At 71.9% G+C, this 20,029-nt stretch carries 14 protein-coding genes; 4 read left to right on the top strand and 10 right to left on the bottom strand.

Annotated features, from left to right (window positions below; all coding sequences use genetic code 11):
* The 7 genes from OG361_RS22530 to OG361_RS22500 all read right to left on the bottom strand — a co-directional run bounded on the left by OG361_RS22530 (position 1) and on the right by OG361_RS22500 (position 7,386).
* Positions 1-888, bottom strand: a complete 888-nt coding sequence (locus OG361_RS22530) for a hypothetical protein (RefSeq protein ID WP_405856172.1) — start codon at positions 886-888, stop codon at positions 1-3.
* Positions 889-919: 31 nt separating this feature from the next.
* On the bottom strand, positions 920-1,813 hold the full coding sequence (locus OG361_RS22525; protein ID WP_405856170.1) for a diiron oxygenase: 894 nt from the start codon (positions 1,811-1,813) through the stop codon (positions 920-922).
* A 182-nt stretch (positions 1,814-1,995) separates the two neighbouring features.
* Positions 1,996-3,039: a class I SAM-dependent methyltransferase gene (locus tag OG361_RS22520; protein ID WP_384572860.1), complete on the bottom strand. Its 1,044-nt coding sequence runs from the start codon at positions 3,037-3,039 to the stop codon at positions 1,996-1,998.
* Positions 3,036-3,902, bottom strand: a complete 867-nt coding sequence (locus tag OG361_RS22515; protein ID WP_405856168.1) for a class I SAM-dependent methyltransferase — start codon at positions 3,900-3,902, stop codon at positions 3,036-3,038. Before OG361_RS22515 ends, OG361_RS22520 begins: the two co-directional genes overlap by 4 nt.
* A 138-nt stretch (positions 3,903-4,040) precedes the next feature.
* The gene (locus OG361_RS22510) at positions 4,041-4,580 is read right to left on the bottom strand and encodes a MaoC family dehydratase (RefSeq protein WP_405856166.1); all 540 of its coding nucleotides are present in this window, start codon (positions 4,578-4,580) and stop codon (positions 4,041-4,043) included.
* A 111-nt stretch (positions 4,581-4,691) separates the two neighbouring features.
* Positions 4,692-5,873, bottom strand: coding sequence for a trans-sulfuration enzyme family protein (locus tag OG361_RS22505; protein ID WP_405856164.1), 1,182 nt, complete (start codon positions 5,871-5,873; stop codon positions 4,692-4,694).
* Positions 5,874-5,949: 76 nt separating this feature from the next.
* Complete coding sequence (locus OG361_RS22500; protein WP_405856162.1) at positions 5,950-7,386, bottom strand: MFS transporter; 1,437 nt, start codon at positions 7,384-7,386, stop codon at positions 5,950-5,952.
* Positions 7,387-7,561: 175 nt separating this feature from the next.
* Here OG361_RS22500 and OG361_RS22495 point away from each other — a divergent pair, with 175 nt between their 5' ends.
* Both OG361_RS22495 and OG361_RS22490 read left to right on the top strand, forming a co-directional pair.
* On the top strand, positions 7,562-8,221 hold the full coding sequence (locus OG361_RS22495) for a hypothetical protein (RefSeq protein ID WP_405856160.1): 660 nt from the start codon (positions 7,562-7,564) through the stop codon (positions 8,219-8,221).
* A gap of 177 nt (positions 8,222-8,398) precedes the next feature.
* Positions 8,399-9,142, top strand: coding sequence for a hypothetical protein (locus OG361_RS22490; protein ID WP_405856158.1), 744 nt, complete (start codon positions 8,399-8,401; stop codon positions 9,140-9,142).
* Between the two features lie 123 nt (positions 9,143-9,265).
* On the opposite strand, the gene OG361_RS22485 is transcribed toward OG361_RS22490, so the two are convergent.
* A complete protein-coding gene (locus OG361_RS22485; RefSeq protein ID WP_405856156.1) occupies positions 9,266-16,432 on the bottom strand; it encodes a hypothetical protein in 7,167 nt (2,388 codons plus the stop codon).
* Positions 16,433-16,961: 529 nt separating this feature from the next.
* On the opposite strand from OG361_RS22485, the gene OG361_RS22480 reads away from it, so the two are divergent.
* Positions 16,962-18,167 (top strand): Cmx/CmrA family chloramphenicol efflux MFS transporter, encoded by a 1,206-nt coding sequence (locus OG361_RS22480; protein WP_405862390.1) that lies wholly within the window; start codon positions 16,962-16,964, stop codon positions 18,165-18,167.
* Between the two features lie 144 nt (positions 18,168-18,311).
* Here OG361_RS22480 and OG361_RS22475 read toward each other — a convergent pair whose 3' ends face one another.
* Together OG361_RS22475 and OG361_RS22470 are read right to left on the bottom strand one after the other, a co-directional pair.
* Positions 18,312-18,581: a DUF4031 domain-containing protein gene (locus OG361_RS22475; protein ID WP_384572839.1), complete on the bottom strand. Its 270-nt coding sequence runs from the start codon at positions 18,579-18,581 to the stop codon at positions 18,312-18,314.
* The gene (locus tag OG361_RS22470) at positions 18,578-18,934 is read right to left on the bottom strand and encodes a hypothetical protein (RefSeq protein ID WP_405856154.1); all 357 of its coding nucleotides are present in this window, start codon (positions 18,932-18,934) and stop codon (positions 18,578-18,580) included. The genes OG361_RS22475 and OG361_RS22470 overlap by 4 nt, the downstream gene beginning before the upstream one ends.
* Positions 18,935-19,046: 112 nt before the next feature.
* Between OG361_RS22470 and OG361_RS22465 the strand changes: the two genes are divergently transcribed.
* Positions 19,047-19,964 (top strand): MurR/RpiR family transcriptional regulator, encoded by a 918-nt coding sequence (locus tag OG361_RS22465; RefSeq protein WP_327163478.1) that lies wholly within the window; start codon positions 19,047-19,049, stop codon positions 19,962-19,964.
* Positions 19,965-20,029: the final 65 nt, after the last annotated feature.

The raw sequence follows: 20,029 nt of genomic DNA, 5'->3' as shown, positions 1-20,029 counted from the left end.
TCAGATCACCGGCCCGGCCGTGCCACTCGCACCGGCCCGCGTGCGGGCGTTCGCGTCGAGCACCGCCTCGGTGGCGGCCTCCCAGCTGCCGTGGCGCCGGGTCAGTGCGGACAGCCACCGCTCCAGGCCGAAGGCGACGCAGCTGGTGAAGGCCGGTCCGCCGGTCGACTCCAGCGTGATGCCGCACCGGTCGCCGAAGAAGTTCCGGTGCGTGTTGACCGAGGCGATCGCCAGGTCCTCGTACAGGAACTCGTACTTCACCGGGGTCAGCCGCTGGAGGACCGCCTTCGAGCTGCCCTTGTCGAAGAAGGGGTCGCAGGCGGCCTCCTTGCGCAGCGGCAGGTCGAGCGCCGCGGCGAAGGACTGGATCCTGCCGGTGAAGTCGGCGAGGTGGTTCTCGGCGTGCTCGCGCGCGCCGATGGCCACGATCTCCCGCATACGGAAGCCGAGTTGGCGCCGCATGCCCTCGTAGTGGGTCTCCTTGCGGAAGCACCAGGAGCAGATCGTGACGAGGGTGTCGTCCGCGACCCGGGTGCCCTGGTGGTCGAGGTAGACGGCGTAGCAGGAGGCCGAGGGCAGGCCGAGCGCGGCCGGTTCGAGGGCGTCGCTCGGGAAGCGGCCGGTGTCGGCGGAGAAGGGCGCGGTCGCGCGGCGCTCCAGGTCGAGCGGGGCGGCGACGACGGCCTGGTGGGGGAAGTTGTCGTAGTAGTCGAGCTTGGCCAGGTCGGCGGCCGGGAGGAGCGGGGGCATGGTCATCGGGCGGGCGCCCGCGGTCACTCCCCACCCCTCGAAGGTGTCGTCGAGGAGCCGCAGCAGGCGGGTCCCCTCCGGGCCGAGCGAGGGCAGGCCCCTCGTGTCCCCGACGGATTCGGGGGTCGTCACGGTCATGGTCGGTGCACCTCTCGGGTGAGGGCGTCGCTCAGACGACGGGCAGGGTGTCGTCGGAGAAGATCCCGGTCTTCAGGAAGAAGGAGAGCGGCTTGCGGATGGCCTTGCGCTCGTGCGGGCGGCGGCGTGCGTCGGCGACCAGCGAGTTGCGCAGGGCCAGCGGGTCCGGGATGCCGGCGTCGCGGTAGACGTGCGGGTTGTAGAGGGAGTTGGTGCTGTAGACGACGTACCGCTTGAGGTACGCCTCCACCTCCCGGACCCGCTCGGCACCGACCGACTGGCACATCCGGCTGTAGAGGAGCGAGACGAGTTCGCGGCCGAAGGCGATGTGGCGGGACTCGTCCTGGTGGTGGATGCGGTTGACCTCGCGGATGGTGTGGCAGAGGGAGTCGTCCTTCGCCATCCGGGAGTTGTAGTGGTCGACGAGCTCCTCGAAGAAGAGGATGCGGGTGAAGACGAGGAAGTTCTCGACCTCGGGCTCCCAGGCCGCGTCGGCGCGCATCGCGGTGGAGCCGTAGATCTTGTGGCCGTAGCGGCGGCAGAACTCGGAGAAGAACCACATGTGTTCGTTCTCCTCACCGATGAAGTGGTGGAAGAAGTCCGAGGGGACCTCGAAGCCGGGCATGTGGATCCGGCCGACGACCTCGATGAGGAGCTCGCGGATGCCGTGCACGTTGAGGCTGTAGAAGTTGATGGACTCCCACTTCGACAGCCGCTGAAGCGTTTCCTCACCGAGGGTGTCGTAGTGCTCGGTGCCGTAGACGGTGAGCAGCTCCGGCGTCATCCAGAAACGGTTCTCCTCCAGCGTCTCGGGCCACTGGAAGGTCTGGTACGGGTTGTAGTAGTCCTCCACGGAGCGCTCGCTGAGCCGCTCCAGGACCTCCATGAACCGGTCGGTGACGGGCAGGGGGGCGGACACGCCCATGTTCTCGCTCCTCTTCTCTTCGGGGCTCGGTTCGCCTCCGGCGGCCTTGAGTCGGGCTCACGCGTCCGTACGTGCTCGCTCCCTCGTTCCTCGGGAACTGCGCGCGCTCGGACGCGTTCCCCCGACGGCCCCCTTCGGCTCACTCGCCCTCAGGTGCACGGGGTGCGGGGCCCCGGGGGCTTTCAGGGACGGACTTCGTAGACCGCGTTGACCGGGGTCTCGGTGGCGCGGCGCCAGCGGGTGAAGCCGGCCTCCTCCGCGATGGCCCGGAAGGCCTTCTCGCCGGAGTGGTTGCCGAGGGCGTGCGGCCCGCGCTGCGCGACCGCGACCGGCAGGCACATCACGGCCGACAGGGCCATGAACATGCGGGCGGCGGGGGTCTGCGTGTCGATGTCCTGCGGGGAGACGTTCGACTCGACGAGCATCCAGGTGCCGTCCGTGTCCAGGGACTTGTGGACGTGCTGGGCGGCGGCGACCGGGTCGCCCATGTCGTGCAGGGCGTTGAAGAAGCAGACCAGGTCGTAGCCGGAGCCCGGGTAGTCGTCGGCCGAGGCGACCTCGAAGACGACCCGGTCGGAGAGACCGGCCTCCTCCGCGAGCTCCCGGGCGATCGAGATGGCCTCTTCGGAGTAGTCGAAGCCGTGGACGGTGGCCTGCGGGAACGCCTTGGCGATGAGCAGGGTGGTGTGGCCGACCCCGCAGCCGACGTCGGCGACGGTGCCGCCGGCGCCGAGCTTGTCGGTGACCTCGTGCAGCGCGGGCAGCCAGTCCGGGACGAGCTTGTGCTCGTACGTGGGCTGGAAGAAGGAGCCCATGCCGGTGTCGAGGGCCGCGTCGTGCTCGGCCCAGCCGACGCCGTCACCGGTGCGGTACGCCTCGACGAGCAGGTCCTCGGTCGCGTACAGCGCCTTGAGGGCGGTGAAGAACCCGGCGGCGTACGTGACGGCCTTCGGGTCGGCGAGGACCTCGACGTGGTCGGCGGGGAGCGTGTACGTGAGGGAGCTGGGGTGCCGCTCCACGTACCCGGCGGAGAGCTGGGCGTGCAGCCACTCCTCGACGTACCGCTCGTTCGTGCCGGTCGTCTCCGCCAGCCGCGCGGCCGTGAGGGGACCCTGCTCGGCCAGCGCCTTGTACAGGCCGAGGCGCTCGCCGAGGGCGACGGTCAGACCGCGGACGGCCGCACCGGCGTCGGTGATGACCCGCTGGTGGAAGTCGTGGGCGCTCATGCCGGCTTCTCCTCGCTGTGGGTGGGCAGGCCGGAGCCGGTCGTACCGGGCAGGTCGCAGGTGAAGAGGAACGACCTCGGCACGCCCGGAAGGGCGCGCGGCGCGACCTGGTAGGGCCAGCGGTCGAAGTCGGCGCCCTCCTCACCGGGCTGCCTGACCTCCCGTACGGCCCAGCCGCAGTCGTCGAGCAGCGCCTCGGGCTCCTCGGTGCCGAAGAGCCACGGGTTGCCGTCGTCCTTCAGGGCCTGGAGGAAGGTGCGGGCCAGCGGGTTGACCAGGGCGGCCCTGGAGATGACGTCGCCGAGCAGCACCGAGCCGGGCGCGGCGTGCGCGGAGAGCGTCGAGATGAGGGTGCGGACGGCCTGCTCGGGGAGGAAGAACAGCAGGCCCTCGACCACCCACAGGACGGGCTCCTCGCTCTTCCAGCCCGCCTCCTTCAGGGGGCCGGTCCAGTCCTGGGTGAGGTCGACCGGGACGGTGACGCGGGTGCGGCCGGCGGGCCGTGGCTCGTCCGCCAGCATCTCGGCCTTGGCGGCGAGGAGCGCGGGGCGGTCGAGCTCGTAGACGGTGACGCCGTCCGGCCAGGGCAGCCGGAAGAAGCGGGTGTCCATGCCGGCGGCGAGGAAGACGACCTGGCGGATGCCGCGTTCCTCCACCGCCTTGACGACGGCCCGGTCGAGGTAGGTGGTGCGGATGGCGAGGAACGGCACGATGCCGCCCCCGTCGTAGCGCTCGAGCAGTTCGAAGCCGATCCGGTCGGCGACGGTGCGCGCGTAGGGATCGGCGAACAGCCGGTCCTCGCGCTCGGTCTCCAGGGCGCGCGCGGCGGCGGTCCACTGGGCGGTGCGGGATACGGCCTCCACTGGAGGTCCCCCTTCACTGGTGAACAGGATGGGAAGAAGCACGGACGGCCGTGCTCAGGGCATGACGAAGGACGGTCCGCCGGGCACGCGCCGACGAAGGACGGGTTCGTCGGACACGCACCGGCGAGCGGCGGTTCGTCAGGCGCTCATGACCGGGACACAGCTCTCGGCCGGTCGCGCGCAGGCGACGGGGTCCTCGGCCGCGGGCATCGACGACAGATGGTCGGCCTCGGAGTCGGCGGGGCGCCGGCGGAAGATGCTGTGCAGGATCATGCTGAACACGGCCGTCCCGTCGGCGGCCACCAGGGTGCACCGCGGTTTGACGGTGCCGGTGGCGGGGTTGAACGGCGACGGGGTGGCGCCGAGGATCTCGACGCGCGCGGTGAGGACGTCGCCCGGGCGGACGGGCCGCAGGTAGCGGACCTCGTCGATGCCGGGCGAGCCCATACAGGCGCTGTAGGCGAGCAGGCCGTCCACGTACCGCCGCATGAACATCGACTGCGTGTGGAAGCCGCTCGCGATCAGACCGCCGAACTGCGAACGCTTCGCGAGCTCGGGATCCGTGTGGAAGGGCTGCGGATCGAAGCGCCTGCCGAACTCCAGCACCTCCTCCGCCGTGACGGTGACGGCGCCCAGCTCGTGGACGTCGCCGGGCCGGAAGTCCTCGAAGTAACGCATCGCGCGCTCCCCTTGACCTAGGAGTGGTATTTCCCTGGCGACATCCAATCTACGAATCAGTCATTTATTTTGTCAACCCAAAAGAAGGAAGGGGAGGGGAACGGACTCCCTTCAGGCGAGGGCCTGTTCGATGTCGGACCACAGGTCCTCGACGTCCTCGATGCCGACGGACATCCGCACCAGGCCCGCACCGATCCCGGCCGCCTCCAGCGCGGCCCCGTCCAGCTCCCGGTGGGAGGTGGAGGCCGGGTGGGTCACGAGCGTCTCCACGCCGCCCAGCGAGAGCGCCAGCCTGGCGAGCCGTACGCGCTCGACGAAGGCCCGGCCCGCCTCCCGGCCGCCGGCCAGCTCGAAGGAGAGCAGCCCGCCGCCGCCGGAGAGCACCTTGCGGGCGTTCTCCCGCGAGGGATGGGCCGCCAGCCACGGGTAGTGGACGGCCGTGACGTCACCGCGGACCTCGGCCCGCTCGGCGAGCGCCGCGGCGAGCGAGACGGCGTTGGAGCAGTGCTCGCGCATCCGCAGCGGCAGCGTGGGTATCCCGCGCAGGGTCAGCCAGGCGGCGAACGGGTCGGCGCAGGCGCCGAGTTCGACGGTCCGGGGCCACACGCGGTGACGCAGCTCGTCGTCGGCGAAGACAGCGGCGCCGCCGAGGACGTCGGAGTGCCCGGAGAGGTACTTGGTCGTGGAGTGGACGACGACGTCGGCGCCGAGCTCCAGGGGGCGGCACAGCACGGGCGAGGCGAGCGAGTTGTCGACGAGGCTCGTCACCCCCGTCGCGCGGGCGACGGCGAGCAGCCCCGGCAGGTCGGGGACCTGGCCGGTGGGGTTGGCGATCGTCTCCAGGACGAGCAGCCGGGTGGCGGGGTGCACGGCCGCCGCCTCCAGCTCGGCCGGGTCGTCGCCGGATATCCGTACGACCTCGATCCCGAAGCGCTCGGCCAGGTCGGAGAGGACGGCATGGGTGCCCCCGTACAGGCAGCGCTGGGCCACCACCCGGTCGCCGGGGCGCAGGAGCGCGAGCAGGACGCCGCTGATGGCCCCCATGCCGGAGGCGAAGGCGATGGCCCCGGCGCCGCCCTCCAGGGCCGCGAGGGTCTGCTCCAGGGCCCGCACGGTCGGATTGCCGCGGCGGCTGTAGACATAGCGCCCGTCGGGTCCCGCCATCGCGTCGGCGAGCTCGGCGGCGGAGTCGAAGGCGAAGGCGGAGGACTGCACGAGGGGCACGGAGAGCGGCCAACTGCCGCTGGGGAAGGGTTCGTTGAAGACGTGCACGGCACGGGTGTTCAGTTCCACGGCTTTCCTTTCCGGATACGGGAAAGGGGCCGCCCGGCGTCCGGAGTCGGACATCGGGCGGCCCCTTCGGAGCTGCTCAGGCGGAGACCTTCTCGCCCTGGGCGGCGGGGGCGGCGGCCTCGGCGGCGACCGCCTTGTCGCTCTTCATGACGAGGAGGGTGATCACACCGCCGACGGCGGCGATGATCGCGGCGCCGATGAAGGCGGACGAGAAGCCGTCGGTGAGGGCGGGCAGGTTACCGAGCTGGTCGGCGCCCTGGGACATGGCGACGGCGGTCAGCGCGGCGAGACCGAGCGCGGAGCCCACGTTGTAGGTGGTGTTGACGATGCCGGAGGCGAGACCGGCCTGCTCCTGCGGGGCGCCGGACATGGCGGCGATCATCGCCGGGATGTAGGCGAGGGACATGCCGAGCGCGGCGACGAGCGAGGCCGGCAGGACGTCGACGAGGAAGGTGCCGGTCGGCGGGACGGCCGCGAGCCAGACCAGACCGGCCGCGAGGACGAGGAGGCCGATGCCGATGAGCGGCTTCGCCCCGACCTTCATCATGAGCCGGGCGGTGATGGCCGTCATGAAGATCATGAGGAGGACGGTCATCGGGAGCAGCGCGGCGCCGGAGGCGAAGGCCCCGTAACCCAGGACCTGCTGGAGGTAGAGGTTGAGGAAGTACCACATCGGGATCCACGCGGCGCCGAGCAGCGTCATCGCGAGGTTGGCCGAGCCGAGGCGCGGGACCCGCCAGACGCTGAGCGGCATGAGCGGCTCGCTGATGCTCTTCTGGATCACGAAGAAGAGGACGAGCAGGACGGCGGCGCCGATCAGCTGGAGGATCGTGCCGGTGGAGCCCCAGCCGACCTCGGGGGCGCGGACCACGGCGAAGACGGCGAGCGCGAGACCGGCGGTGACGGCGACGGCGCCGAGGACGTCGACGGAGCCGCGGCGGGACTCGACGTCCGGGAGGAGCTTGGTGGCGGCGAGGGTCGCGAGGCCGATCGGGATGTAGATGATGAAGACCCACTGCCAGGCGGCCCACTCGGTGAAGACACCGCCGAGGAAGACGCCCGCGGTGCCGCCGGCGGGAGCCGCGGCGCCGTAGAGCGCCATGGCCTTGCCGAGCTCCTTCGGGTCGTGCATGAAGAGCATCATCAGCAGGGTCATGGCGGCGGGCGCGATGAGCGCGCCGCCGACGCCCTGGACGGCGCGGCCGGCGATCTCGACCCAGGCGGTCTGCGCGGCGGCGGCGAGGATCGAGCCGACGATCATGATCGCCCAGCCGGCGACGAAGATCTTGCGGGCCCCGATGAGGTCGGAGAGGCGTCCGCCGAGGAGCAGCAGGCCGCCGAAGACGATGACGTAGGCGTTGAAGACCCACTGGAGCTCGCCCTGCGTGAAGCCCAGGTCCTTCTGCATCTCGGGGAGTGCGACCCCGATGATCGAGGTGTCCATGATGACCATGAACTGGGCGGCGGCGAGCACGACAAGTGCCCACCAGCGCCGGGGATTGACGGTTGACATTGCCCTGACCCTTCGCTCGCGACGAGCCCCGAGTTACCCCGAGGCATACCCCTAGGGGGTACCTTCGCGCAGCACCGTAGCATACCCATGGGGGGTATGTAAGGGTGAGATGAGGGCACGACCGGGGAGCCGGGGAAGCAGGGCTTCCGGCCCGCGTGCCGGGCAGAATGCGACCATGACCGCCCAGGAACACCCCGAGCTGCTCCAGCGTTGGAACGCCACCCTGCGCGCCGCCCGCTCCGGCCACGAAGGACCCGACCCCGCCCCGTTCGGCCGGAACCTGCTCTCCCGCTGGGCCGAGCCGCAGCGCCGTTACCACACGGTCGACCACCTGCGGGCGGTCCTCGACCGCATCGACGAACTCACCGACATGGGCGGGGAGGGCGGCGAGCTGGAACTCGTCCGGCTGGCCGCCTGGTTCCACGACGCGGTCTACCGCCCCGACCGCTCGGAGAACGAGGAACGCTCGGCGCTCCTGGCCGAAAAGGCGCTCACCGAAGCGGGTCTGACGGAGCACGAGGTCCGGGAGGTGGCCCGCCTGGTCCGCCTGACGATCTCCCACGACCCGCCCCAGGGCGACCTGAACGGCGAGACCCTCTGCGACGCGGACCTCGCGATCCTCGCCACCGGCCCCGCCGCCTACGGGGCATACGTCGCGGCGGTCCGCGAGGAGTACGCCTTCGTGCCCGAGGACGCCTTCCGCGAAGGCCGCGCGGCCGTCCTGCGCCACCTCCTCGGCCTCCCGCGGCTCTTCCGCACGCCGTACGGGGCGGCGGTGTGGGAGGAGAAGGCGCGGGCGAACCTGGAGCGGGAACTCAAGGAGTTGAGGAGCTGAAGAGCTGAGGAGTCAGGAAGCCGAGGAGTCAGGAAGCCGAGGAGTCAGGAAGCTGATGAGCCGGCGGACATTTCCGGAACGGGCTGAGCCGACGTCAAAACGTAATGAGAAGGCACCCCTACCGCCGGTAAGATCATTCTGCTCATTCTTCGCCAGCGAGAGATGCCAGGAAAGACCATGAAACTGCGCAGGGCCCTCCCGATCGCCGCCGTAATACCGGCCCTCCTCGCGATATCCGCCTGCAGCGGAGAATCCTCGGATTCCGACGGCAGGAAGCCGAAGGCGAACGCGAGCGCGAGCGCGAAGAGCACGCCGAGCCCGGCCGATGCGGACGCCAAGGCGGCCGCCGAGGCCGAGCGCATCGGCGCGATGGCCCCGCAGGCCCTCGAAAAGGCCACGCTCTCCGGGACGAAGAACGGCTTCGAGGCCAAGAAGGTCGCCAAGGCCGAGGTCGAGGCCGGCCGGGACATGAAGGCCGACAAGGCCGAGTGCCAGCCGCTCGCGAGCCTGGCCGGCGGCTTCACCCACATCCCCGCGGTGAGCGTGGAACACCGCTCCCTCGAACCCACCGAGGCGAAGAACGCCACCATCGGCTCGATGTGGCTGGCCTCCCACTCGGCGAAGAACGCCGAGAAGGTCATGGCCGACCTGCGGAACTCCGTCAAGGAATGCCCCGGCGGCTTCAAGACCCTCGGACTGACCTACAAGTCCGTCCAGTCGGTGAAGGCCCCCGCCCTGGGCGACGAATCCCTCGGCTACCGCATCACCAGCGTCGTCGCCGAGCAGAGCGTCACCATGACGTACACCGCGGTCCGCAAGGACGGCGTGGTCGCGGTCTTCTACGGCGTCAACATGCTGACCCCGCAGAAGAGCGCGATTCCGGAAGCGGTCGTGAAGTCCCAGCTGGACCAGCTGGGCTGAGCGCCCACCTCCCCGTACGCGAAACGCCCGGCCGGGAAATTCCCGGCCGGGCGTTCCTTTGTCTTGCAGATCAGTCACCGAGGAAAAGCGGATATCTCACGCGCCCTTCCTCCGGGCCGTCTGCTACTTGGGGTACATGGTGATCGAGTCACCGAACCTGGAGATGACCACCTCGACGATGTTGGTGTCGGCGCCCTTCAACTTCGACTTGCCGATGAAGCCGAGTCCGGGGTTGAAGGTGCAGACGCGGTATTCCTCTTCCGTCCCCTGACGCCAGGAGCCCGACGGGCACTTGGTCTCCGCCATGAAGAAGATCTTCTTGAGGAGATCGTCGCTCGTCGCGGCGTCCCAGACGCCCCTGTCCTTGTCGAGATTCTTGCCACCCTCGAAGTGCCAGTCGCGGACGTCCTCGTAGAACCAGTCGTTGAGCACGACGGCCTGGCACAGGCCGGGGATCGTCCACTGACCGAACTGCTGAGGCTTGTCCGCGGCGCTGAACGCGGCCGGCTGCACGGAGTACGAAGCCCGCTGCGCGGGGTACGTCGCGTTCTTGTACGTCGCGTGCTTGTACGTCGCATGCTTGTACGTCGCGTGCTTGTACGTGGCGTACTTGCCCGAGTACGAGGCCTGCTGCGCGGACGACGGCTTCGGCGGAACCAGGCAGACCTCGGGAAGCTTCTTGGCCTTCTCGATCATGGCCCGGTACTTCTCGAGCAGCCGCTTGGCCAGCTTCGAGGCGTCGAAGAACGCGTCGAGCGCCTGGCCGATGCGCCAGAGGGCCTTGGCCACCGCGGGGATCTTCAGGACGGGGACGAGATTCGCCGCCACGTCGACGAGAGCCCACATGCAGGCCTCGAAGTCCCAGGTGGACAGGCACTCCTTGATGTTGGCGAGGCCGAACAGCTCCAGCAGGATCGCGCCGCCGTTGGCCTTCACCCACTCGACGATGTCCCCGGCCGCCAGGTCCCTGGCCGCCTTGTAGTCGTCGACACAGGCCTGACCGCAGATCTGCATCAGCAGGGCTTCGTCGTCGCCGGTGAGCTGCGGCCCGTCGTACAGGGAGCCCGATTCGACGTGGGCGGCCCGCTCCTCCAGGAGGCGCCGGCGCTCCGCCTCCTCCGCGCGCTTGGCGGCCTCGTCGGCCTCCACCGCGAGGTTCTCCGCGTTCTCCGCGGCGGTCTCCGCCGCGTCCGCGTCGCTCTCGGCCTGGGTGGCCGTGGAACGGGCGCTGGCGGCGTCGTTCTCCGCCGTGGTCGCCGCCGCGCGTGCGCTCGCGGCGTCCTTCTCCGCCTCGGTGGCCGCGCTGTCGGCCGCGACCGCGTCGCCCATCGCCGCGTTGGCGGCGGACGTCGCGGCGAGGGCGTCCGAACCCGCCTGCAGGGCGTAGCCGTCGGCACGCTTGGCGGCGGCCTGAGCGGCCTTGGCCGCCTTCTCCGCCTCCACGGCCGCGGCCTGGGCGCGCTTCACGGCCTTGGCCGCGCGCTCCGCGTCCTTGGCCGCGGCCGCTGCCGCCTCGGCGGCCAGCTTGTCGTCGGCCGCCGCCTGCTCGGCGAGACGCTGCGCCTCCGCCGCGTACGCGGCCGCCTGCACGGCCTTCGCCTCGGCGGCCTTCGCCTGCTGCTCCGAGAGGGTCAGCGCGCTCTGGCCGGTGAGGACCGCGAAGCCCGCCGACGCGTCGGTCTCCTGGTAGGGAGAACCGATGGCGATGGCTTCCTTGGCCGGCTTGACGGCCTGGGTCGCGGTGTCCCGCGCCGCGCTCGCCGCCTGGGCGACGGCGTACGCGTGACCGGCCGTCTTCGCCGCCCACTGGGCGGTCAGAACCGCCTCGCTGTGCGCGGCCGCGGCCTCCTGCTTGGCAACGGCCGCTGCGGCCGACGCCTTCCTGGACTCGGCCTCGGCGTTCCGCGCGTTCTGCGCGGCCGCCTCGGAGGCGTCGATCGCCGTGGCCGCGGCCGCGTGGGCGACAGCCGCCGAACCCATCGCGGTCGCGTACGCGGCCCAGGCGCCGTCCGCGGCCGCCTTGGAGCGGTCCGCGGCACCCTTGGCCCGGGTCGCGGCCGCACGGGAGTCGACCGCCGCGGTCGTCGCCTCGTTCGCCGCCACGCGGGCGCTGGTCGCGGCGGTGGTCGCCACGTCCGCGGCCGCGCGGGCCTCGTTCGCCGCCTGCCGGGTCTCGGTCGCGGCTTCGGTGCCCTCGGCGGCCCTGGCCGCCGTCTCGGTGGCCGCGGCCCTCGCCTCCGCCGCCCGCTGGTCGCGTTCGGCGACGACGGCGCGGTTCCGGGCGAGCCTGGCCTGCAGCTCCGCCTCTTCCGCGGCACGCCGCTTGGACGTGGCCGTGGCGCCGGCGCCGTCCGCGTCGGCACGGGCGGAGGCGGCCTTGCCCTGCTCCTCCACCGCGCGGGCCTCGGCCGCACCGGCCTTGTCCCGCTCGCGCTCCGCGGTGGCCCGGTGAGCGGCCGCGTTGGCGCGCTCCAGCTCCGCCTCGGCGCGCTTGGCCTGCGCCGTGGCGGCCGCCTGCTTGGCCTCCTGCTCCTCCCTCTCCGCGGTGGCCTGGGCCTCCTTGGCGATCTTCAGGTTCGCCTCGGCCTCGGCGGCCTGCTTGTCGGCGCTGTCCGCGGCGGCCTTCGCCTGGGCGGCGGCCTCCTGGGCGGCGATACGGCGGAACTCGGTGTTCACCGCGTGCGCCTGGGTCTGCGCCAGGGCCAGCAGCGTCTGAGACGTCGAGACCGTGGCGTTCGCCGCGTTCAGCGCCGTCTCCGTCGCCTTCGCGGCGGCCGTGGCGGCGGCGCCGGAAGCGCGTGCGACCTGGACCGACTGCTGGGCGTACATCAGGCCACGACCGCGCGGCACCTCGGAGGCGTCCGCGATCGTCCACGCGTCCTGCTGGGCGGTCACCGCGCGCTGGGAGGCGGCGGTGGCCAGGGCGGCCTGCTCCTTGGCCTTGGTGACCAGGGCCTGGACCTTGCCGCGGGCCTTGGTGAGGTCCGTGTCGGCCTGGTCGAACAGCGCCTGCTTCGGCTTGAAGAGGTGGTTCGGGTCGCGTGCGAGCTGGTCGTGCCAGTACTTCTGCCAGAGCAGGATCTGCTCGGCGAGCCACGCCTGACCGATGGCCTCGATCATGTGGTCGGTGGCGGCCTTCGTCGCCGCGGCGGCGTCGGCCTCCGCCCGCATGATGATCCCGCGCTGCGTGTTCTGACCGGCGTACTCCGACTCCCACTCGGCCGAGGCCCGGGAGACGACGTCACTCAGGGCGTTGCGCGGGTCCACGGGGTCGCCGTGGTTGCACGTGGCCCAGGCCTGCTTGAGGTTCTCGACCTCGACGCGGAAGGCCGCGGTCCCCTCGGTGACCTTCTTGGCGGGGAAACCGCCGTGCCGCAGATAGGTGGCGATGTCGGCGGAGGTGGTGCCGCCGAAGAACATGGTGTTGGCCGTGGAGGCGTTCCGCAGCAGGGAGTCCGCCGCGAAGTCGTGCCAGTCGTCCTTGCCACGGTTCTGCTCGGTGACCGCCTTGGCCTGCGCGATCGACTCGGCGCTGGGGTTGGTGTGTCCGTCCCAGCCGAGACGGGCGGACAGCTTCGGCTGCGCGGAGTGCGTGAACGCCGTGATCTCGGCGCCGAACTGCGGTGCGTGCAGCGTGATCTCGTCGCTGAACGAGCTCATCGCGTACGGCCGGTTGGCGTCCTCCAGGACGGCCTTGCGGGCGGCGATGGCGTCCACGTACTCGTACGCGGCCTTCTTGTCCTGGGAGTTGGCCTGCCCCAGGGGCATCAGCTGGAGCCAGGCGAGGTCGCCGATGACCGCGTGCAGCTGCGCGTCGGTCCCGGTCAGGCCCTCGATGGCCTTCGCCTTGGTCCTGGCGCCGCCCGCGTGCAGGGCGACACCGGTGATGCAGCGCTCCAGCCGCGGGGTGGAACGGACGTCACTGATGACGGCCGCCAGCTCGTTGAGCCGCCGCAGCGCGTCGTCAGCGGCGTTGAAGATCGTCCGCATACCGTCGGAGACCTTCTCGATCGCCACGGCGAGCGCGGGGACACGGCCCACGATCACCGAGGACGACGGGATGTCCACGAGCGCCCAGAGGCAGTCGTCGACGTCCCGCGAGGCCAGGCACTCCTTCACCTTGGCGGCGTCGAGCTGCTCGAAGAGGATCTGTCCGCCGTTGGCGGTCGCCCAGTCGACGACGTTCACGGAGACGGCCGCGAGGCCCTTCCGGTAGTCGTCGACACAGGTCTGACCACACGCGTCGAGCAGGATCCGCTCCTCGCGGTCGCCCAGCGCCGGCCAGTTGGAGGCACCGCCCTTGATGGGCGTGGTGCCCTTCTCCAGGGCCTCCTGGTGCGCGGCCTCGTTCTTCTCGCGCTGCTCCTGCTCGGCCTTCTTCGCGGCCTCCTCGGCGGCGGAGCTGTCGCCCTCCGCGTCGGACGCCTTGTCCTCGGCGTCCTTGGCGTCCTTCTCCGAGTCGGCCGCCTTCTTCGCGGCCTCCAGGGCCGCCTCGGAGGACCGGCCGGCCTTCTCGTTCGCCTCGGCGGCGTGCCGCTCGGCGTCCGTGGCCTCACGGTCGGCCTCGGCGGCGATACCGCTGACCTCGCCGGCCGTGGTGCGGGCACTGACGGCGTCGTTCCCGGCCTGCTGGGCGTGGCCCGCGGCGGCGTCGGAGGCGTCCTTCGCACCCCTCTGGGCGTCGGCGGCCTGTGCCGCGGCCGCCTGGGCGCGGGTGACGGCCTCGACGGCGCGCGACGAATCGCTCGCCGCACGGGCGGCGGCCTCCGCGGCGAGCTTCGCGTCGCCGGTCGCCTGCGCGGCGGTCTGCTGCGCGGACTCCGCGGCGGCGGCAGCGGCGGTGGCCTTGGCCTCGGCCGCCGCGGCCTGCTGCTCGGCGAGCGTCTTCGACGACTGGCCGGACAGCACCGCGAACGCGGCCGCGCTGTCCTTCTCCTGGTACGGAGTACCGACGGAGACGGCGGTGTCGGCGGCGGTGATCGCCTCCTTGGCACTGTCCCGGGCGGCCAGGGCGGCCTGACCGGCCGCGTAGGCCCGGCCGACCACGGTCGCGGCCGACTTCACGGCCTCGTCCGCGCTGGTCCCGGCGGCCGCCGACTCCAGCCGGGCCTTCTTGGCGAGCTCGCTGGCGTTCTCCGATGCCGTGGCGGCGTTGTCCGCCCGGATCGCCGCGTCCTGCGACGCGTCCAGGGCGGTGGCCGCGGCGGCGTGCGCCGTGGAAGCCTCGCCCTGGGAGACGTAGTACGCGGACCAGGCCGTGTCGGCACTGGCCTTGGCACGCTCGGCGGCGCCCTCCGCCGTCGTGGCGGCGGTCCGCGCGCCGACGGCGGCCGTGGTGGCCTGGTCGGCGGCGGTCTGCGCGGCGGTCGCGGCCTGGACGGCCTGGTTCGCGGCCGTACGGGCGGCGGTGGCGGCCGTACGGGTCTCGGCCGCCGCGGCGCTGCCCTCGGCGGCGGTGGCCGCCGCTTCGAGCGCGGCGGCGCGGGCCGCGGTGGCCTGCTTCGCCTGAAGCGCGGCGATCGCCTTCTCGCGAGCCGCCTGCGCGGCCTTCGCCTTCTCGTCGGCGAGCTTCCGCTTCGCCGTGGCATCGGCGGTCGCGCTGCCGGCAGCCGCACCCGCGCTGGTGGCGGTGGTCTGCTGGGCGGCGGCGCGCTCCTCGGCCTCCTTGGCCTTGGCGCGCTCGGTGGCGGCCTTGGCCCGGGAGGCGACGGCGGTGGCCTGCTCCGCCTGCGCCTTGGCACGCTCGGAAGCGGCGGTGGCGGCGGCGGTCCTGGCCTTGTCGCGCTTGTCCTCGGCGGTCGTCCGCGCGGACTTCGCGGTGTTCGCGCTCTCCGTGGCGGCCGTGGCGTTGGCCTCGGCGCTGTCCGCGGCGGCCTTCGCCTGCGCGGCGGCCTCCTCCGCGGCGACCCGACGGAACTCGGCGTCGATCGCGTGCGACTCGGTCTGCGCCTTCGCCAGCAGCGCGGCGCTGGTGGCGACGGTGGCGTTGGCGGAGGCGAGCGCGGTCTCGGTCGCCTTGGTGGCGGCGGCGGCGGCCGCGGCGGAGGCACGGGCCACCTGCACGGACTGCTGCGCGTACATCAGACCCCGGCCGCGCGGCACGTGGGTCGTGTCGGCGACGGCCCAGGCTGCCTGCTGTGCGGTCACGGCCGTCTGGGCGGCGGTGGCGGCCTTGGCCGAGTGGGCCTTGGCCGAGGTGACGAGGGCGGCGACGTTCGCGCGGTACCGGGCGAGGTCCGCGTCGGCCTTGTCGAGCTTGGCCTGATCGGGCTGATTGCTGAAGTAGCCGGGCGACTTGGCGATGGTGTCGTGCCAGTACTTGCGCCACTTCAGGATCTGGTCGGCGAGCCACGCCTGACCGATGGCCTCGATCAGGTCGTCCGTGGCCTCGCGGGCCGCCGCCGAGGCGTCGGCCTCCGCGCGCATGATGGCGGAGCGCTGGCCGGCCTGACCCGCGTACTCCAGCTCCCACTCGATCATCGCGGTCATGAGCGGCTGGTTGAGCTTGCGGGACGGGTCGTACGGGTTCTGGTAGTCGCAGCCGGCCCAGGCCTGCTTGAGGTCCTCGACCTCGACGCGGTACTCGGGCGAGTCCTTGACGGGCGCCACGGTCGGGAAGCCGCCGCGCTTCAGGTAGGCGGCGACGTCGCTGGAGGTCCGTGCGCTCCAGCCGACCTGGCTGGTGCTGAGCATGGAGTTCGAGGCCCAGTCGTGGAGCTCGTCCTTGCCGCGGTTCTCGTCGGCGATGACCTTGGCGCGGGCGAGGGACTCGGTGCCGGCCTCGCTGAGGTCGACCTCGCCGAGGCGCCAGGCGAGTTCCTTCTGGGTGACGACGGTGAAGTGCCGGACGTCCTCGCCGAACTGCGGCGCGTGCCAGGTCAGGCCGGCGTCGGAGGACACGGAACTGGCGTAGGGGTTGTTGGCGGTGGTCAGGGCGTCGTTGCGTTCCCTGACCATGTTGGAGTAGACGCCGGCGGCCTCCTGGTCGGCCTTGGAGGCCACGCCCAGCGGGCCGTACCCGATCCACATGAGGTTTCCGACGGCCTCACGGAGCTGGTCCTCCGTGCCGGTCAGGCCCTCGATGGCCTTGGCCTTCATCTGGGGCCCGCCGACGTGCAGCGCGACGGCGGTGAGACAGCGGTCGAGGCGCCGGTCGCTGCCGATGCTGTTGCGGTAGAGGCCGGTGTCCTGCTCCGGCTCCGTCTCGGCGGCGACCGGCGAGGCCTGGATCGTGCCCGTCAGGACGGCGGACACCGTCAGGAGGGCTGTCGTACTGGTCGCCCTGGTCAAGGCCGACCGTATGCGACGCCGGCGTCTGCCGACGTCTCTGAACAATGACATGTTCTGCCTGGCAATCTCTCGATCGTCCGGCAGCACCTGAATATGGACATGGGCATGACAGAACAGCGGCTCGGCGCCCAGGACACACTCCCCCGTGACGCGACTGCCGGCACGCTCGCCCCCCACGAACCGGCGCTACCGCTTGCTCCGTGACGATGCCACGCGCAGGACCCCCAAGAGAAGATCAAATAATCTCCACAAACCCCTCACGGGAGCCCACCGAAGGGCAAACCGGCCCCCTAATTGATCATGTTGTTACCGGGCGTAAAGGTGACCCCGCACGCGGCACACCGAAGGCGGACACGCGCCTCCGCCCCCACATTCGACACATTCGGCCGTCTCACATCCCAAGAAATCCGGCCACCGAGGAATGACAGCAACAAATCGCAGGTTGACGCATGTCATGCCGTCTTCCTCAGCCGAGCCCGCGACAGCCGAGCCCACGACATCCGCCGCCACCCCGCCCGCCCCCACCCGGATGCCCCTGGCCGTCTACATCCTCGGCCTCTCCGTCTTCGCGCTCGGCACGAGCGAATTCATGCTCTCGGGACTCCTCCCGCCCATCGCGGAGGACATGAACGTCTCCATCCCCCGCGCCGGACTGCTCATCTCGGCCTTCGCCATCGGCATGGTCGTCGGCGCGCCGCTCCTCGCCGTCGCCACGCTCCGGCTGCCCCGCAAGACGACCCTCGTCACCCTCATCACCCTCTTCGGCCTCGGCCAGATAGCCGGCGCGCTCGCCCCCAACTACGCGATCCTCTTCACCTCCCGGATCATCAGCGCCCTCGCCTGCGCCGGATTCTGGGCGGTCGGCGCGGCCGTCGCCATCGCGATGGTCCCGGTGGGATCGCGGGCCAGGGCCATGGCCGTGATGATCGGCGGCCTCTCCATCGCCAACGTCCTCGGCGTCCCCGCCGGTGCCTTCCTCGGCGAGCACCTCGGCTGGCGCTCCGCCTTCTGGGCGGTCGCCCTCGCCTCCGGGATCGCCCTCATCGGCGTCCTCACCCGCATCCCGCACATCCCCCTCCCCGCGGTGAAACCGCGACTCAAGCGGGAGCTGGCCATCTACCGCGACCGGCAGGTCCTGCTCGCGATCGCCGTCACCGCGCTCGCGGCGGGCGGCGTCTTCTGCGCCTTCTCCTACCTCGCCCCGCTCCTCACCGACGTCTCCGGACTCGGCGAGAGCTGGGTCTCCGGCGTCCTCGCGCTCTTCGGGATCGGCGCCGTCGTCGGTACGGCGATCGGCGGCCGCGTCGCCGACGCCCACCTCTTCGGCGTCCTGCTCAGCGGCATCGCCGCCTCGACCGTCTTCCTGGTCGCCCTGGCCCTCCTGGCCCCCAGCCCGGTCGCCACGATCGTGCTGACCTTCCTCCTCGGCGTCTCCGCCTTCTACACGGCCCCGGCCCTCAACGCCCGCATGTTCAACGTCGCCGGCGCCGCCCCCACCCTCGCGGGCGCCACGACCACCGCCGCCTTCAACCTCGGCAACACCGGCGGCCCCTGGCTCGGCGGCACCGTCATCGACGCCGGCCTCGGGTACGCCTCCACCGCCTGGGCGGGCGCGGCGATGACGGCGGTGGCCCTCGGAGTGGTGACCCTCGCCCTGCGGATCCACACGTCCCCGTCCCGCGTGGTGACCTCGGGTACGCCGAAGAAGCAGGAGGCCGTACGGGCGGACGCCTGAGCCGTACACGGACGGGCAGCCTTAAGCGGACGAGCGGGCGTACGCGGACGGGCGGCCGACGCGTACCAGCAGCTCTCCACAGGCGAGCGGCCGACTCGCACCAGCAGCTCTCCACAGGCGAGCCGCCGCAGCCCGTCCGACCCGTTACGCGCTCGGGCGGCTCTTCGGGCGGCGCAGACCCGCCTCCGTGAGGCGGCGGAGGAGCTCCTTCGAGCCGACCTCGACCGCGCCGCCCGCCACCGCGTCCGCGTAACGGTCGGACGGTATGTCGTAGTGGTCCCGCTCGAAGGCGCGCGGCGGGGCGCCGATCGCCGCGGCGAAGGCGTGCAGCTCCTCGAAGGAGACGTCGCTGACCAGGTGCGACCACATGCGGCCGTGCCCCGGCCAGGTCGGCGGGTCGATGTAGAGGCTCACGTCAGGCCGCCCACCGGCGCGATCACCACTCCCTGTTTGCCGCAGACCCAGTGCGGGTCGGGGCCGAGCTCCGGTTCCACGTCGAGGGCGTGCGGGTCACCCGAGGCGCAGACCGGGCAGATCGGCCAGCGTCCGTACCGTTCGAGCAGCGCGTCCTGGACGTCCTGGGCGACGAGCCCGGCGACGTATGACATGCCCTCGGGCCACTGCTCGACCCACCAGCGCCGGTGGGTCACCGCGTCCTCCACCATCGACACGACCTCGGCGGCGGCCACCTCCCGGGCCACCAGGTCCGCCAGTACCAGCGCGCGAGCGGCGTGCAGCGCCTGCTCCACGGGGTCGATCTCGTCCATGCACTCATTGTCACCCGGCGCCGGGCAGGGGCGAAGGTCCCGGCCGTTTCCGGGACCGATCCGGGACCGACGGGGTCTTGTCGGCCCACCCGGCCGAAAGTATCTTTCAGATGTGACCAATGACGTGAAGGAAAGTTTCACTGGCGACGCGCCCCCCGCCCCCGCCGCCCTCGCGGCCAAGGTGCGGACCCTCGCGCCCTCCATGACCCGTTCGATGCAGCGGGTCGCCGAAGCCGTCGCCGGAGACCCGGCCGGCTGCGCCGCCCTCACGGTCACCGGCCTCGCCGAGCTCACCGGCACCAGCGAGGCGACCGTCGTCCGCACCGCCCGGCTCCTCGGCTACCCCGGCTACCGCGACCTGCGCCTCGCCCTCGCCGGGCTCGCCGCCCAGCAGCAGTCCGGCCGCGCGCCCGCCGTCACCGCCGACATCGCCGTCGACGACCCGATCGCCGACGTCGTCGCCAAGCTCGCCTACGACGAGCAGCAGACCCTGGCCGACACCGCCGCCGGACTCGACACCGTCCAGCTCGGCGCCGCCGTCGCCGCCCTGGCCACCGCCCGCCGCATCGACATCTACGGCGTCGGCGCCTCCGGTCTCGTCGCCCAGGACCTCGGCCAGAAGCTGCTCCGCATCGGCCTGATCGCGCACGCCCACAGCGACCCGCACCTCGCCGTCACCAACGCCGTACAGCTCCGCTCCGGCGACGTCGCCATCGCCATCACCCACTCCGGCTCCACCGGCGACGTCATCGAGCCGCTGCGGGTCGCCTTCGACCACGGCGCCACCACGGTCGCGATCACCGGCCGCCCGGACGGCCCGGTCACGCAGTACGCCGACCACATACTGACCACCTCCACCGCGCGCGAGAGCGAACTGCGCCCCGCGGCCATGTCGTCCCGCACCAGCCAACTGCTGGTCGTGGACTGCCTGTTCACCTGCGTCACGCAGCGCACGTACGAGACGGCGGCCCCTGCCCTCGCCGCCTCGTACGAAGCCCTCGCCCACCGCCACTCGCCCCGGACCCGCTGACCCCGGGCCCCGACGGAACCCGCCCGCCGAGCGTCACACGTCGACCGCCAACGACGCCGACGACG

The organism is Streptomyces sp. NBC_00090, assembly GCF_045160815.1.
Taxonomy (GTDB): domain Bacteria; phylum Actinomycetota; class Actinomycetes; order Streptomycetales; family Streptomycetaceae; genus Streptomyces.
The sequence above is the reverse complement of the archived record's forward strand: the minus strand, read 5'-3'. Positions and strand labels throughout refer to the sequence as shown.

What these genes read in the sequence shown, in the direction of transcription:
- OG361_RS22470 (WP_405856154.1), bottom strand. Translation starts at nt 18,934, where the DNA reads ATGGACGAGATCGACCCCGTGGAGCAGGCGCTGCACGCCGCTCGCGCG.
- OG361_RS22530 (WP_405856172.1), bottom strand. Translation starts at nt 888, where the DNA reads ATGACCGTGACGACCCCCGAATCCGTCGGGGACACGAGGGGCCTGCCC.
- OG361_RS22520 (WP_384572860.1), bottom strand. Translation starts at nt 3,039, where the DNA reads ATGAGCGCCCACGACTTCCACCAGCGGGTCATCACCGACGCCGGTGCG.
- OG361_RS22495 (WP_405856160.1), top strand. Translation starts at nt 7,562, where the DNA reads ATGACCGCCCAGGAACACCCCGAGCTGCTCCAGCGTTGGAACGCCACC.
- OG361_RS22490 (WP_405856158.1), top strand. Translation starts at nt 8,399, where the DNA reads ATGAAACTGCGCAGGGCCCTCCCGATCGCCGCCGTAATACCGGCCCTC.
- OG361_RS22525 (WP_405856170.1), bottom strand. Translation starts at nt 1,813, where the DNA reads ATGGGCGTGTCCGCCCCCCTGCCCGTCACCGACCGGTTCATGGAGGTC.
- OG361_RS22500 (WP_405856162.1), bottom strand. Translation starts at nt 7,386, where the DNA reads ATGTCAACCGTCAATCCCCGGCGCTGGTGGGCACTTGTCGTGCTCGCC.
- OG361_RS22480 (WP_405862390.1), top strand. Translation starts at nt 16,962, where the DNA reads ATGCCCCTGGCCGTCTACATCCTCGGCCTCTCCGTCTTCGCGCTCGGC.
- OG361_RS22510 (WP_405856166.1), bottom strand. Translation starts at nt 4,580, where the DNA reads ATGCGTTACTTCGAGGACTTCCGGCCCGGCGACGTCCACGAGCTGGGC.